This window comes from Agrobacterium tumefaciens (assembly GCF_031801495.1).
Lineage (GTDB): Bacteria > Pseudomonadota > Alphaproteobacteria > Rhizobiales > Rhizobiaceae > Agrobacterium > Agrobacterium tumefaciens_K.
In genome coordinates, this window is record NZ_JAOEGC010000002.1 from 2,318,994 (window position 1) to 2,333,718 (window position 14,725).

The 14,725-nt window shown below is 60.3% G+C and carries 10 protein-coding genes; 3 read left to right on the forward strand and 7 right to left on the reverse strand.

All coding sequences use genetic code 11. The features are described from left to right. Nucleotides 1–11: 11 nt before the first annotated feature. From N7578_RS20730 to N7578_RS20750, 5 genes are read right to left on the reverse strand one after another with little or no spacing between them, the layout of a single operon-like run. Nucleotides 12–752, reverse strand: coding sequence for an ABC transporter ATP-binding protein (locus N7578_RS20730; protein WP_311112107.1), 741 nt, complete (start codon nt 750–752; stop codon nt 12–14). Then, nucleotides 749–1,579, reverse strand: a complete 831-nt coding sequence (locus tag N7578_RS20735; RefSeq protein WP_311112108.1) for an ABC transporter ATP-binding protein — start codon at nt 1,577–1,579, stop codon at nt 749–751. The genes N7578_RS20730 and N7578_RS20735 overlap by 4 nt, the downstream gene beginning before the upstream one ends. Nucleotides 1,580–1,582: 3 nt before the next feature. After that, a complete protein-coding gene (nikC, locus tag N7578_RS20740; RefSeq protein ID WP_311112109.1) occupies nt 1,583–2,485 on the reverse strand; it encodes a nickel transporter permease in 903 nt (300 codons plus the stop codon). Then, nucleotides 2,482–3,495 (reverse strand): ABC transporter permease, encoded by a 1,014-nt coding sequence (locus N7578_RS20745; RefSeq protein ID WP_311112576.1) that lies wholly within the window; start codon nt 3,493–3,495, stop codon nt 2,482–2,484. Before N7578_RS20745 ends, nikC begins: the two co-directional genes overlap by 4 nt. A gap of 2 nt (nt 3,496–3,497) precedes the next feature. Then, nucleotides 3,498–5,090, reverse strand: coding sequence for an ABC transporter substrate-binding protein (locus N7578_RS20750; protein ID WP_311112110.1), 1,593 nt, complete (start codon nt 5,088–5,090; stop codon nt 3,498–3,500). A 239-nt stretch (nt 5,091–5,329) separates the two neighbouring features. Here N7578_RS20750 and N7578_RS20755 point away from each other — a divergent pair, with 239 nt between their 5' ends. Continuing rightward, complete coding sequence (locus tag N7578_RS20755) at nt 5,330–6,370, forward strand: dipeptidase (protein WP_311112111.1); 1,041 nt, start codon at nt 5,330–5,332, stop codon at nt 6,368–6,370. A gap of 62 nt (nt 6,371–6,432) precedes the next feature. On the opposite strand, the gene N7578_RS20760 is transcribed toward N7578_RS20755, so the two are convergent. Then, nucleotides 6,433–6,726, reverse strand: a complete 294-nt coding sequence (locus N7578_RS20760) for a hypothetical protein (RefSeq protein WP_311112577.1) — start codon at nt 6,724–6,726, stop codon at nt 6,433–6,435. Between the two features lie 279 nt (nt 6,727–7,005). On the opposite strand from N7578_RS20760, the gene mprF reads away from it, so the two are divergent. Together mprF and N7578_RS20770 are read left to right on the forward strand one after the other, a co-directional pair. Continuing rightward, nucleotides 7,006–9,609 (forward strand): bifunctional lysylphosphatidylglycerol flippase/synthetase MprF, encoded by a 2,604-nt coding sequence (gene mprF / locus N7578_RS20765; RefSeq protein WP_311112112.1) that lies wholly within the window; start codon nt 7,006–7,008, stop codon nt 9,607–9,609. Next, nucleotides 9,606–10,976: a virulence factor family protein gene (locus tag N7578_RS20770; protein WP_311112113.1), complete on the forward strand. Its 1,371-nt coding sequence runs from the start codon at nt 9,606–9,608 to the stop codon at nt 10,974–10,976. The genes mprF and N7578_RS20770 overlap by 4 nt, the downstream gene beginning before the upstream one ends. Before the next feature lie 48 nt (nt 10,977–11,024). On the opposite strand, the gene N7578_RS20775 is transcribed toward N7578_RS20770, so the two are convergent. Continuing rightward, nucleotides 11,025–14,678, reverse strand: a complete 3,654-nt coding sequence (locus N7578_RS20775) for an Ig-like domain-containing protein (protein ID WP_311112114.1) — start codon at nt 14,676–14,678, stop codon at nt 11,025–11,027. Between the last annotated feature and the right edge of the window lie 47 nt (nt 14,679–14,725).

The following is a 14,725-nucleotide window of genomic DNA, read 5'->3' on the forward strand; positions in this document are numbered from 1 at the left end:
GAAAGCCGGCATCAAGCCGGCTCTTCCAGTCTTATGCTGAGGCTGCGCAGTTCAGCCGTATGCTCGTGTTTCGTCCGGCCTTCGCGCAGGTCTTCCGCGCTGAGCTGCTCCACCATATCGCCGTTGAGCATCACACCCACCTGCGGGCAGAGATGTGCAATGACCGCAAGATTGTGGCTGACGAGGATATAGGTAAGGTTTCTGGCGGCGCGCAAATCCGACAGAAGGTTGAGGATTTCCGCCTGCACCGAAACGTCGAGCGCCGAGGTCGGCTCGTCCAGCAGCAGGACCTGAGGGTCAGCGATGAGCGCACGCGCAATCGCCACGCGCTGACGCTGGCCACCGGACAGCTGGTGCGGGAAACGGAATCGTACGGCCTGCGGCAGCGCGACATCCGAAAGTGCCTGCTGAATGCGCTTTTCGATATTGTCCATGCCGTGAACCAGCGGCAGCTCACTCAGGATACGGTCGATGGTCTGGCGCGGGTGCAACGATCCGTAAGGATCCTGAAACACCATCTGCACCTGCCGGAAGAATTCCGGCGTGCGCTTCAGCGGGGCGTCCTTGCCTCCGAAGGCGATACGGCCTTCCCAGCTTTCGTTCAGGCCTGCCATGGCGCGCAGGATCGTCGACTTGCCCGAGCCGCTTTCACCGACGATGCCGAAGCTGCCGCCCTTTTCCACGGAAAAGGAAACGCCCTTGACCACTTCGCGGTCGCCGAACTTGATACGCAGATTTTCGACGTCAATCATTGGCTGGACCACGCTGCATCACGGTTGAGAACGGGAAGACGCTCGCGCGGATGCGTCAGCGAGGGAATGCAGTTCAACAGCCCCTTGGTATAGGGATGCTCGGCCTTCAGAAGCTCGGAAGCTTTCAGCTCCTCCATCACCCGGCCGGAATACATCACCGCCACGCGGTCGCAGAAATGCGAAACGAGCGGCAAGTCATGGCTGATGAGGATAAGACCCATGCCGCGTTCCGACACCAGTTCCTCGATCAGACGCAGAATTTCCGCCTGAACCGTGGCGTCCAGCGCGCTGGTCGGTTCGTCGGCGATCAGAAGTTCCGGGTCCGGCGCCAGCATCATGGCGATCATGACGCGCTGGCCCATGCCGCCGGAAACCTCATGCGCGTAAGAACCGGCAACCTGACGCGGATTGCGGATCTTCACCTGATCGAGCAGGCCGATGGCCGCTTCCATGGCGGCCCGCTTGCTGCCGCCCTTGTGGGTGCGCCATGCTTCGGCAACCTGCGCGCCGATGGTCTTGACCGGGTTCAGCGAATATTTCGGATCCTGCAGGATGAAGCCAGCCCGTTTTCCACGGATCTGACGCATCTGCCTTTCGCTGGCCGACAAAACGTCGATACCGTCGAAAGCGAGCTTGTCCGCCCTAATATCGGCAATCGGTGGCAGAAGCTTCATCAGCGCACGCGCCGTCAGGCTCTTGCCTGAACCGGATTCACCGACGATGCCGAGCTTTTCCGTGCCGAGTTTCATCGAGACGCCACGCACCGCCTCGAAACGGCTGGTACGTGTCTGGAATGCGATCTTCAGATTTTCAATTTCGACCAGCATGGCTCATTGTCCCTTCGGGTCGAGAACGTCGCGCAGGCCATCGCCAAGGAAGTTGAAGGCAAGCGAAACGAGGAAGATGGCTATACCCGGAATGGTGGCGACCCACCATTGCTCGAAAATGAAGCGCTTGGCGGTGGCAATCATCGCGCCCCACTCCGGAGACGGGGGCTGCGCGCCCATGCCGAGGAAGCCAAGGCTTGCGGCCGTGATGATGATCGAACTCATGTCGAGCGTGATGCGCACGATAAGGCTCGGTACGCAGAGCGGTGCGATGTGGCGGGCGATGATGCGCCATGCGGAAGCACCGGTCAGGCGGTAGGCGGCGACGAAATCGCTGCCGCGAACCGTCATGGTTTCCGCACGCGCCAGACGCGCATAGGGAGGCCATGCGGTGAGCGCGATGGCGAGAATGGCGCTTTCGACGCCGGGCTTCAGCGCGGCAACGAACGCCAGTGCCAGAATGAGACGCGGAAACGCAAGGAAAACGTCCGTCACGCGCATCAGCACCGTATCGACGATACCACCGAAGTAACCGGCGATACAGCCGATCGCAAGACCGATGGGAGCAACGAGAACGACGACGGCGATGACCATGCCGAGCGTGACGCGGCCACCGTAAAGGATGCGCGAAAGAATATCGCGGCCAAGCTCATCCGTGCCGAACCAGTGTTCCGCACTCGGAAAAGCAAGACGATTGCCAAGGTTCTGCGCTGCCGGATCGTACGGCGCCAGAACCGGCGCAAGCAGCGAAAGAGCAATAAACAGAACGATGATCGTCAGGCCGATCACCGCCAGCGGATTGGATCTGAGGCTGAGCCAGATGCGATAGCGATTTCCCCACGCCGCCTGGCGTCGGGAATGCGGCGTTTCATCGAGCGCCCAGTTTCTGAAGGTAGCAAGCATCATCGAACGCGTGGATCCATTACTCGGTAAAGTACGTCGGCAAGCAAATTGAGGGCGACATAGATGAGGCCGATCAACAGCGTTGCTCCAACGACAGGGTTCATGTCCGCGTTCATCAGCGAGACGGTGAGGTATTGGCCAAGCCCCGGCCAGCTGAACACGGTTTCCGTCACCACCGCGCCTTCGAGAAGACCGGCATAGGTGAGCGCAAGGACCGTCACGAGCTGCACGGCAACCGTCGGGAACGCGTGTCCCCAGATGACGGTCAAGGCCGACAGCCCCTTGGCGCGGGCGGTAATGACATATTCGCCCTTGAGCGCATCGATCATGAAGGCGCGCGTCATGCGGGTGATGTACGCCATGCTGAAATAGGCGAGAATGCAGACGGGCTGCACCATATGGGCAATCGCGTCATGGAAGGCATCCCAGTCACCGGCCAGCAGCGTATCAACCGTCATCAGCCCGGTGACCGGATCGATCATGCCGTCAAAGATGATGTCCTGTCGGCCCGGTCCGGGTGCGACGCCAAGCGTGGCGTAAAACACCAGCAGCGAAATCAGCGCCAGCATGAAGACTGGCACGGAATGGCCTGCCAGACACACGACCCGGATGATCTGGTCTGTCACCTTGCCCTGCCGCACGGCAGCCCAGACACCGAGCGGAATGCCGATCAACGCTGCAAGGATGAGTGCGGCGGTGGCAAGCTCGAAGGTGGCAGGAAACACGCGTTTGATATCGACCCAGACCGGATTCCGGGTCAGGATCGAGTTGCCGAAATCGCCGTGCAGAACCTGCGAGACATAGTGGAAGAACTGGACGACCAGCGGCTGGTCCAGCCCCATTTCGGCACGCACACGCACGATTACATCCTCGGGCGCGTTGTCGCCGACCGCCGCGATGACGGGATCGACGGGCATGACGCGCCCGATCATGAAGGTGATGATCATCAAACCGAACAGCGTCAGAATGACGCTGCTCAGTGTCGACGATATGCTTTTAAGGCGTTTGTTCAATGTCACGCTTTCTTCGCATCGTGGTAGGAGTTGCCCTCGGACAGAACACCGAGTTCGAAACCGGAAACGCCCTTGCGGAAGGCTGCCGTCTTCGTCGTCTGGAACATGAAGACGAACGGGCTGTTTTCCATGTGCTCGCGCTGCAGGGCTTCATAAAGCTCGACGCGCTTTGCCGGATCCTTCTCGTCGCGGGCGGCTTCAGCCTTGGCGGCGAAATCGTCGTTCTTGAAGCGCGAGCGCCACAGGAACGGCTTCGACTTGGCATCGTCCGCATTGTCCTTGTTGATGTTGAATACATCGGCGTTGGAATGCGGATCGAAGTAGTCGGTGCCCCAGGCGGACAATGCCATCTGATGCTCGCGAGCGCGCATCTTGGTCAGCACCTGGCGGTTTTCCGCCGACTGCAGACGCACCTTGATGCCGATATCGGCAAGGTTTGCCTGAATGGCCTGCGCCAGATCCGGGTAAGGCTGCGCGGAATAGTGGTCCATGGAGATTTCGAAACCATCGGCAAGACCGGCTTCCGCCATCAGCGCCTTGGCCTTCTCGACGTCACGCTGGTAGGGAACGTCGTTGACGGCGCCGGGGAAGCCCTTCGGCTCGAAGCTCTGGTGAACTTCGTGAGTCAGCGGCACGATGTTTTCCTGCATGCCCTTGTAGTCCAGCGCCCACTTGATGGCCTGCCAGACCTGCGGCTTGGCAAGGTTTTCATTGCCTTGGTTCAGCGAGATCAGGACCAGCGATGCAATGCTCTTGCGCTCGAGCACGATGTTGTCATCGTTCTGGACGGAGCGCAGCTGCTCCGAGGTCAGGTCGCGGGCGATATCGATGTCACCCTTCTGAAGCATCAGAAGCTGGGAGGAAGGATCGGTAACGTGACGCAGGATGATGCGCTTGAGGTTGCCCTTGTACGGCCCCTTCGGGTTGACGGTCAGCGCGACGCTTTCGCTCGGCTTCCACGACTGGAGAACGAAGTCGCCGGAACCGGCGCTGTTCTTCTGCAGCCAACCGTTGCCAAGATCTTCGCCGCTGGCGTTCTCGAGCACGGCCTTCTTTTCGACGATGGCGCCGATGTTGGCCGACAGGCAGTACAGCAGGAAGGAGATGGCGGTAGGCTTCGCCGTCGTCAGCTTCACCGTCTTGGAGTCGGTGGCAACAATGGTCGTTTCAGCGTTTTCCGGCGTGAAGCCGAACTGGCTGATGATGAAAGCCGGGCTCTTGTTCATCTTGATCGCACGCTGCAGCGAGAACGCGACGTCTTCCGCCGTCACCTTCGCACCGCTGGAGAAGGTTGCCTCTTCGCCGATCGTGAAGGTGAAGACCTTGCTGTCGGCATCGGCTTCCCACGCGCTTGCGATCACCGGATCGACCTTGGTGGAATCCTCACGGTTTGCACGCACCAGCTTCTGGTACATGTTGCTGATGATTTCACCACCAACGGCTTCGAAACCCTCATGCGGGTCGAGGCTCGTCATGTTGTCCAGCTGCTGGGCGACGACCAGAATGTCCTTCGGCGTGTCCGCAAAAGAAAGACGGGCGTAGGACAGGAACGGTACGGCAGCACCGGCGATCAGCAGGTTGCGTCTTGAAATCATCAGAAAATCCCCTTTCGGACCTTATCGTCGAGAAAAAGACTGGAGCCTTGCCCCAATCCAGTCGTTATTTTTTGTTTTTTCCGCGATTACCACGAGCGCTAGAGGCCAGACCAATTCCAAATTTGGCAAGCCTTATGCAGGGATTGCATCTGCCCGCACCTTGAAATTTCGCCCGCGAAGGCAGACAACGACGGCTCCCCACTTCCTTTGCTTCCGAAAATTTCCAGGGTGATGCGAACATGACAAGCGAAACGGCCGTTCCCGTATTCGACGGACATAATGATGTGCTGCTGAGATTATGGCGCTCCGGCAACCCGTCTCCGGAAACGCTTCTGGTGGAGGGCGACACGGTCGGTCACATCGATCTTCCGCGCGCCAGAAAGGGCGGGCTGGCAGGTGGCCTCTGCGCCATCTACGTCCCGTCACCCAGCATGGAAAAGGACGCGAACGGGGACTTTACGGCTCCCGAACAGCGGGACGCCCTTTCCGCGACGCTTTCCATGGCGAGCCTGCTGTTTCGCGCCGAGAAAAAGTCGAACGGCGCGCTGAAGGTCTGCCGCACGGCGGCCGATATCCGCAACGCCATGGCGGCAGGCGCCTTTGCGTCCGTGTTCCATATAGAGGGCGCCGAAGCGATCGCTGGCGACTTGGATACGCTTTACGTTCTGCATGAGGCAGGCCTGCGGACGCTCGGCCCGGTCTGGAGCCGCCCGAACATCTTCGCTTACGGCGTGCCCTTCCGCTTTCCGTCGACGCCGGATATCGGCCCCGGCCTCACCGAAACCGGCAAGAAACTGGTCAAGACCTGCAACGAACTGAAAATCATGGTCGATCTGTCGCACATGAACGAGCAGGGCTTCTGGGATATCGCGAAGATCAGCGACGCGCCGCTCGTCGCATCGCACTCGAACGCCTACGCGCTCTGCAATCACAGCCGTAATCTGACCGACCGCCAGCTTGACGCGATCCGCGATACAGGCGGGCTTGTAGGCATCAATTTCGGGGTTCTTTTCCTGCGTCAGGACGGCGTGAAGAACCCGGACACCGATCTTTCAGAACTGGTCCGCCACATCGATTACATCGCCAACCGCATCGGCATCGATCACGTCGCACTCGGTTCGGATTTCGACGGCACGACGATCCCGGCCTCGATGAAAGACGCTGGCGACCTCCAGCTGCTCGTCAAGGCTCTGCGCCAAGGCGGTTATGACGACGACGCCCTCGCAAAGATCTGCCACGGCAACTGGATCCGTGTGCTGGAACAGACCTGGGGCGCGTAAGACGGCGAGATAATCGCAATTGCTCCGGCGCAGATGCGCCGGAGAACAAAGGCGGCAAAGCCTCAGGCTTTTGCCGCTTTCTTTTTGCCGGTGGCGCGAAACGCAAGCAAACCGCCGACAGCCGCAAACATCGCCCACTTGAAGGGCAGGACATCCGCCGTTTCGCTGCGGATCGGCAGCACGGTCACGGTGCCGGGGCTTGATTCATATCCGGTCTGCCCTTTGGCCTTTGCTTCGGCGATCTGCTGGGGCGAAACCACCCATTCCGCGCCCCGCATCTTGTCATAGGTCATGAAGCCACCACCCGCCACCACGGCGACAACGAGTGAAATCACGATTCTTGCTGGCATGTTCATTGGCATCTCCTTCAATTGAAAGGAGCGTGTAGTCGCATCAAACAACCCGACCAAGCAACCAGCGCGTTTAATTCTGCACAGTTTGTGGTGACCTGAAAAAACACGCACTCTCTGGTTGCCTTCCGCCATTGTTTCTGGCGAAATTGCCCGGAAACCAAGCCCAAAGTACACATCGACAGTTCGCATCTTTCTGCTAATCACATTTCCCGAATGACACCGAAATGGCGACACAATCCTGTGGTTCGCCATGATGAAATCGGCGCTGGCAAGCAGGGCAAAATGGCAAACAAGAGCGACGTGGCGCAAACGGAAACCGAAGCACAAGCCGAAGCAGACGGCTTCCTCGCCAGACATCGGCCCTACATCACGGCGACGGCAATCACCCTGATTTTCGTGATGATGACGGTAGCGATCTATCAGCTGACGTCTGAAGTCCGCTATGACGACGTGATCGCCGCGCTTGTGGGAACATCGCTCACCTCGATCCTGCTGGCGATCCTGTTCACGGCGCTGAGCTTTCTCGCGCTCATCTGGTACGATGCCAACGCCATCGAATATATCGGCCGGAAGGTACCGTTTCACTCCATGGCAGCAACGGCATTCGCCGCCTATGCCATTGGCAACACCGCCGGTTTCGGCCCCTTGAGCGGCGGCGCGATCCGTTTCCGCGCCTATTCGAGGCTGGGGTTGTCTCCGGGGGAGATCGCCCGCGTCATCGCCTTCGTCACCCTCTCCTTCGGGCTTGGCCTGCTCTCCGTCAGCGCGATTTCCACCTTCATCGTCGCCCCGAGAATTGCCTCCATCATCGGCGTTGATGCCGTGGTGCTGCGGGCCGCAGCGCTGGCGATCATCGCGGTGCTGGTGATCGGCGCCTATATCGGCCGGAACGGCAAGGCCATCCGCGTTGGCAACTGGCGGCTGCGGCTGCCCGACAGCCGCACATCGTCGCGCCAGTTCCTCGTTTCGGCCCTCGACATTGCCGCGTCGGCATCCGTGCTCTACGTGCTGCTGCCGGAAACAAACCTTGGCTGGCCGACGTTTTTTGCAATCTATGCGACCGCTGTCGGCCTCGGTGTCCTCAGCCATGTTCCCGCTGGGCTGGGTGTCTTCGAAACCGTTATGGTCGCCGGCCTCGGCAACGCCATCAGCGTCGATCAGCTGCTGGGCAGCCTCGTCCTTTACCGCGTCATCTACCACGTGCTGCCGCTGGTCGTCGCAATTCTGGTGATGATCGCCTCCGAAATGAAGCAGTTTGCCGCCAGACCCCTGGTGTCGGATATCGGCCAGCTTGCCGTCAGACTGGCACCGCCTCTTCTGTCCGCCTATGCGATGATCCTTGGCGCCATGCTGATCTTCTCCAGCGTGACACCGACACCCGACACCAATCTCGATTTCCTTTCGAACTTCGTGCCGCTGCCGATCATCGAAGCCGCGCACTTCCTTACCAGCATCCTCGGCCTCATTCTCGTCGTGTCCTCACGCGGCCTCGGCCAGCGCCTCGATGGAGCTTGGTGGATTGCACTCGTCGCTGCAACCGCGGCCCTTGTTTTTTCGCTTCTCAAGGCCATCGCCGTCTTCGAGGCCGCGTTCCTCGGCATCTTCATCGCCGCACTCGTCGCCAACATGCGCAGCTTCAACCGCCATGCATCGCTGATAAAACAGGCGCTCGGACCGAGCTGGCTGGGTGCCATGGCCGTCATCGTCGCAGGCGCGGCCACCATCCTGCTGTTCGTCTACCGCGACACCGACTACAGCCACGCGCTGTGGTGGCAGTTCGAATTTTCCGAGGAAGCGCCGCGCGGGCTGCGCGCGGTACTGGGACTGGTGCTGGCATCTTCGACCATCGCGATCTTCAGCCTGATGCGGCCGGTGCGATACAAGCCCGACGCCATTCTGCCGGACGACATCGTCAAGGCGACCGACATCGTAATGAAGCAGGATGAAGCCGACGCCAATCTGGTCCGCATGGGCGACAAGCATGTGATGTTCTCCGAAAGCGGCAACGCCTTCATCATGTACGGCATTCAGGGCCGCTCGTGGATCGCCTTCACCGATCCGGTCGGTGCTGAAGAGGACTTTCCGGATCTGGTCTGGGAATTCGTGGAGGCAGCCCGCTCGGCAGGCGCCAGAGCCGCGTTCTACCAGATATCGCCATTCCTGCTATCGCACTGCGCCGATGCGGGACTGCGCGCCTTCAAGCTCGGCGAACTCGCGCTGGTGAACCTGACGACCTTCGAACTCAAGGGCGGCAAGCTTGCAAACCTGCGCCAGTCGCTGAGCCGCGGCGCACGTGACGGATTGAGCTTCGAGGTGATCGACCCGCCGCAGGTAGCCGACATCATGGACGAATTGCAGCAGGTGTCGGACGGTTGGCTCACCCACCACAACACCCGCGAAAAACGCTTCTCGCTCGGTGCGTTCGAACCCGACTACATTCTTTCCCAGCCAGTCGCCGTACTGCGAAAGGATGGCAAGATCATCGCCTTCGCCAACATCATGGTGACGGACACGAAGAAGGAGGCCACCATCGATCTGATGCGCTTTGCGGTGGATGCACCACGCGGCTCGATGGATTTCCTGTTCGTCAGCATCATGCAGCACCTGAAGGAGGCAGGCTACGAAAGCTTCAACCTTGGTATGGCGCCGATGTCGGGCATGTCGAAGCGCGATATCGCTCCGGTCTGGGACCGTATCGGCGGCACGCTTTTCGAGCACGGCGAACGCTTCTACAACTTCAAGGGCCTGCGCGCTTTCAAATCCAAATTTCATCCGAAATGGGAACCGCGCTATCTTGCCGTGCAGAACGGTGCGGACGCGGCGCTGGCGCTGATGGACGTCACCGTCCTCATCAGCGGAGGGGTCAGAGGAGTGATTGGAAAATGAGAAAACTGAGCCTGCTGAAAGCGGCTTTCGCCACCTTCGCCCTGCTTGCGCCAACCACGTCCTTCTCGCAGGACAAACCGGCTTATGAAACGGGCATGATCCCCGCCGATCACATCATGCTGCCGGATGGCGATATCCTCGCCAGCATCTTTCTGATCTCGGACGAGAACGGCTGGACTGACAGCGACGAACAACGCGCCAGGGCGCTGGTGGACAAGGGCGCTGTCGTCGTCGGCATCGATTTCCGCGACTATATCAAGACGCTGGATGCAGACGAAGACGAATGCATCTACATGATTTCGGACATTGAGGCACTATCGCAGCAGATCCAGCGCACCGCCGGTACCAGCAGCTACAAAACGCCGATTCTGGCTGGTATCGGCGAAGGCGGCACACTTGCGCTTGCCATGATCGCCCAGAGCCCTCCGGCAACGATTGGCGAAGCGATCGCGGTCGACCCCAAGGCTGGCCTGCCACTCCGGAAAATCCTCTGCACTCCGGCAAGCAAGGAAAAGGTAGGCAACGACACCGTTTACGGCCTGACGGACGGGCCGCTGCCCGCGCCGGTCAGCGTGTCGTTCACGCCGGATGCGGACCAGAAGGGGCGCGATCACGTCAATGACCTCGTGAAACTGCACCCCGACATCGATGTCGAGGACACGACCGACACGGCGGGGGATGCATTGTCGCAGGCTCTGTCCGACCATATTGATGCCGCAGGCGATTCCAGTTCGCCGCTTGGCCTGCCGATCACGGTTCTGGAGGCGGCACCAACCATGGACACGATGGCCGTGATCTACTCCGGCGACGGCGGATGGCGCGATCTTGACGAGGAAGTGGGTGGCGCACTGCAGAAACAGGGTGTGCCCGTCATCGGCGTGGACGCCCTGCGCTACTTCTGGAAGGAGCGTACGGCACAGGAAACGGCAAATGATCTCGGCCGCATCATCGATACCTACCGCAAGGAGTGGAAGGTTCGAAACGTGGTGCTGATCGGTTATTCCTTCGGCGCCGATATTCTGCCCGCAACCTACAATCAGCTGCCGGATCGCGACAAGTCGCACGTCGTTCAGCTGACGCTGATGGGCCTTTCCGATCAGGTGGATTTCGTGATCTCGGTTGGCGGCTGGCTTGGCATGGCCGGCGAAGGCAAGGGCGGCAAGACCGTTGACGACATCGCCAGGATCGATCCGAAACTCGTGCAATGTATCTACGGAACCGAGGAAGAGGAAGACGACCCCTGCCCACGGCTGAAGGCAACGGGCGTCGAGACGCTCGGCATCGAGGGCGGACACCATTTCGATGAGGACTACGAAGCGCTCGCCAGACGCATCCTCACCGCGCTCAAGACACGGCTTCCGAAATAAACGACGAAGACGACGCGGCGCACTGCCGCGTCGTCCATATGTCAAAAACTAAACGAACAGGCCATCTGCCAGGACGAAGCCACTCCTCTGCAGATCGCTGAGCGTCGTATCGAGAAACTGGATCGAACCGCCATCCGCCGTCGCAACGAAGAGCTCATTGGCCGAAACCACGGTGACAGCCGCCAGCAGCGCCGCCTTCGACGCGAACAGATCGCTGGTGAAAACCAATGTGTCGTCAGCCCGTAACTGATCAACGATATCGGCACCATGGCCGCTGCTGAACCAGAAGGCATCAGCACCCGCGCCGCCCTTCATGCGATCGTTGCCGGTTCCACCGTACAGCACATCGTTGCCTTCGTTGCCTTCCATGATGTCGTTGCCCGCACCACCAACGATAACGTCATCGCCCAGCCTGCCCTTGATGGTGTCGTTCCCGCCCCTACCCTCGATGATATCGTTGCCCGCAAGGCCGGATATGGTTTCGCCCGCCTCGGTGCCGACGATGGTGGGCGTGCCATATCCCGGCCCGCCGGAGGGTGGTGGAGCCGCCTTCACCGTGAGGGAAAGGCTCGCCGTCGCCGTCGCGCCCTGGCTGTCGCGGATCGTGTACTGGAAAACATCCGTGAGGCTGGAGTTTTGCGGAAGGCTGGCCACGGACGCATTCGTCTCGTCGACATCGTAGCTCCAGCTTCCATCCGCCTTCAGCAGAAGCGTTCCGAAACTGCCGGTAATCGTGGTACCGGAACCGCTGACCGCGACTGCCGCGCCGCTGCCGCTGGCGGACAACACCGTCAAGGTGTCGCCAACATCCGCATCGCTGTCGTTGCCAAGCACGAACCCGGTTGCGTTGGCAGCACTCGCCGTCGCCGTAGCCGCATCGTTTGCGGCGACAGGCGTGTGGTTCACGCCCTTGATCGTGAACACGAGGCTCGCAGTCGATTGCAGACCCGTCTCATCGCGGATGGTATAGCTGAATGTTTCCGTCAGTGTCGATCCGCCGGACAGACCGGAAACAGCCGGATTGGAGGTATTTGGCACGTAGCTGTACGTGCCGTCCGGATCGATGACGAGCAGGCCATAGGCGCCCGCGACCTGCGTATCGTTTTCGGTCACCGCCACGCTGGACGAACCGTTCACCACGCGCGTCACGGCCATGAAATCACCCGCATCGGGATCGGTATCATTGGCAATGACGTTGCCAATCGTGCTCGCATTGGCCGAAACGGTGGCGGCATCATTGACGGCCACCGGCGTATCGTTGCTACCCGCAATCGTGATCGACAGGTTTGCCTTGGCCGTACCGCCGCGGCCATCCGACACCGTGTATTCGAAACTCTCGACCAGATTGTCGAAATAGAGCGCGTTGACGACCGGGTTGGTGGCGGATGGCGTGAAACTGTAGGCGCCGTTCGCAGCAATCGTCAGTGCGCCATAATTGGTCTGGATGGTTTGCGATGACCCGAGCGAGTAGGTCACACCCTTGACCACGACAGACGCCACGGACAATGCATCACCATCGCCATCCTGATCGTTGGTCAGCAGGTTGCCGGAAACCGTGTTGGCCGGACCATCCTCGGCTACGGTTCTCGTCTCTCCTGTCACGACCGGCGCAGTGTTGGCTGGCCCGGAGGGAACCGATGGCGTGACGATGAACTGCGCCGCCTTGACATTTGCCGCGGCAATACCCGTGAGCGTTGCAACGGTCGCAAAGGCGGCGGGACCGGATGCACCATCCACGTCCACCTCGACGATGGCATCGGTACCTGACTGCGAAACGCGAATATAACCCGCTGCAAACGCGTTTGCGCCCGTCGTTCCGGCTGGCATCGCCAGTATGCCGGAGAGATCGAAAAAGTCCTCGGACCGGAAGTCGGAAACGATATCGCCGATCTCGCTCATGCTGTTGATGACGAAGGTATCCGCACCCGCGCCGCCTTTCAGCGTATCGATACCCGCACCGCCGATCAGCCGGTCGTTGCCTTCATTGCCTTCCAGATAGTCGTTCCCGTCACCACCGATAAGGATATCGTCTCCAGTGCCGCCCTTGATCGTGTCGTTGCCGCCGAGGCCCGCAATCACATCCGCGCCGGTGGCGCCACGCAGCGTATCCGCACCTGCCGTTCCGCTGATCGTCGGTTCGGGTTCGCCGCCCGAAGAAGAGGCGCGGATGGATACCGTCAGAGATGCCGTGGACTCGAGCCCGGCGCCATCGCGCACCGTATAGCTGAAAACCTCCGACAGGGACGCCGAACCGGAAAGTGCGGCAACGGCGGCATTGCTCTGGTTCGGTTGATAGACCCAGCTTCCGTCGCTTTTGAGGACCAGAGATCCGTAAGTGCCGACGATGGTCGTTCCGCCAGCCGTGACGCCCTGCGCGGTTCCGCCACCGGTGCTGGCTGAAAGCACCAAGAGCGTGTCGCCCGTATCCGGATCGACATCGTTGCTCAGGAGATTGCCGTTGCCCGATACGGTTTTGACAACCGAGGCCGTATCCGCAACGGCTGTCGGCGCATCGTTCAGGCCAGTGATTTTTACCGCGAGGACGGCACTCGCGGTTCCGCCCCGTCCATCGGAAATGCGGTAGCTGAGGGTGTCTTCCGCCGTCTGCCCGGCCGCAATGGCGTTGGTGGCGGCAAGGGTCGGGTCGGCCTTGTAATAATAGCTGCCATCGGGGCTGATATAGAAGGTGCCATATTTGCCTGCGACGGCAGTTTCCGCCCCCTGGATGGCTGTAGCCTTGGAGCCGTGGCTCGCCTGTGTCACGCGCAGAACATCACCATCCACATCGCTGTCATTGGCGAGCACATTGAAGGTGTCGCTCGCACTCGCGTCGTTCTCGCTGACGGTGATATGGCTGTCTGCAACAGCGACGGGCGCGGTGTCGCCGGGCTCCATCACCTCATCCGGGTCAGGTGAAGGTCGCGGCCCGGAAATCGTTGCCGTCAACCCTTCCGTATAAGCGATATAATTGGCCAACCGCCCGCCGACCACCTCGTAGGATTCATTGTCCGTGTGGACCTGATCCTTGAGCGGCAGATCCTCGGTGATTGCGCCGATATAGATATCGTCACGGCTGGCCGCGATTTCGCGCTGTGCCTCACGAACGATATCCTGACCGCCATTCCAGCGGGCATCCGAACCAGTATAGGCGGTATCGGCAACCTCCTGTATGAAAACCGGCGCGGACGGATCTGTCTGGGCGCGGATATAGTCCAGCACCTCCAGCGTCGCTTCCTTGTAGGTTTCGACGTCGCTCGTTCCGTCCATGATGCGCTTGGCATCCGCCTCGCCCTGCGCCCAGACGATTTTCAGCTCGACGGTGTAACCCTGCGCCTCCAAGGCAGCGATGGACGCGTTTATGCCCTGCACCGCGGCAGTGGCCAGCGATCCGGGCGTGTTTGTATCGGGATACCACCACAGGAGATCGGCACCCGGCGCATCGGACGCATTCCCGTCGACGCCGCTCGCCCCTTTGGCGAAATCCTGCACCACGACATTGTTGGCCGTCGCGAATTTCGAAGATGTCCCCGTGCCCTGTATGACCGTCTTCAGCGTGGATGCCGAAGCGCCATCGGGATCGCCGACATGGGAAGACAGATCCGCAGCAAGAACCGAAGCGCCTGAATCAGTGTCACCGTAAAGGTTGAACATGTTGTCGGCATTCGATTGCCCCATAAAGGCGATAAACTGAATGACTGTCATGGTTCTCTCCGGGCAAACGCCTTTTCGTTAAACTGACTGCCTTGTCT

What these genes read in the sequence shown, in the direction of transcription:
- N7578_RS20760 (WP_311112577.1), bottom strand. Translation starts at nt 6,726, where the DNA reads ATGAACATGCCAGCAAGAATCGTGATTTCACTCGTTGTCGCCGTGGTG.
- N7578_RS20750 (WP_311112110.1), bottom strand. Translation starts at nt 5,090, where the DNA reads ATGATTTCAAGACGCAACCTGCTGATCGCCGGTGCTGCCGTACCGTTC.
- nikC (WP_311112109.1), bottom strand. Translation starts at nt 2,485, where the DNA reads ATGATGCTTGCTACCTTCAGAAACTGGGCGCTCGATGAAACGCCGCAT.
- N7578_RS20730 (WP_311112107.1), bottom strand. Translation starts at nt 752, where the DNA reads ATGATTGACGTCGAAAATCTGCGTATCAAGTTCGGCGACCGCGAAGTG.
- mprF (WP_311112112.1), top strand. Translation starts at nt 7,006, where the DNA reads ATGGCAAACAAGAGCGACGTGGCGCAAACGGAAACCGAAGCACAAGCC.
- N7578_RS20775 (WP_311112114.1), bottom strand. Translation starts at nt 14,678, where the DNA reads ATGACAGTCATTCAGTTTATCGCCTTTATGGGGCAATCGAATGCCGAC.
- N7578_RS20735 (WP_311112108.1), bottom strand. Translation starts at nt 1,579, where the DNA reads ATGCTGGTCGAAATTGAAAATCTGAAGATCGCATTCCAGACACGTACC.
- N7578_RS20770 (WP_311112113.1), top strand. Translation starts at nt 9,606, where the DNA reads ATGAGAAAACTGAGCCTGCTGAAAGCGGCTTTCGCCACCTTCGCCCTG.
- N7578_RS20755 (WP_311112111.1), top strand. Translation starts at nt 5,330, where the DNA reads ATGACAAGCGAAACGGCCGTTCCCGTATTCGACGGACATAATGATGTG.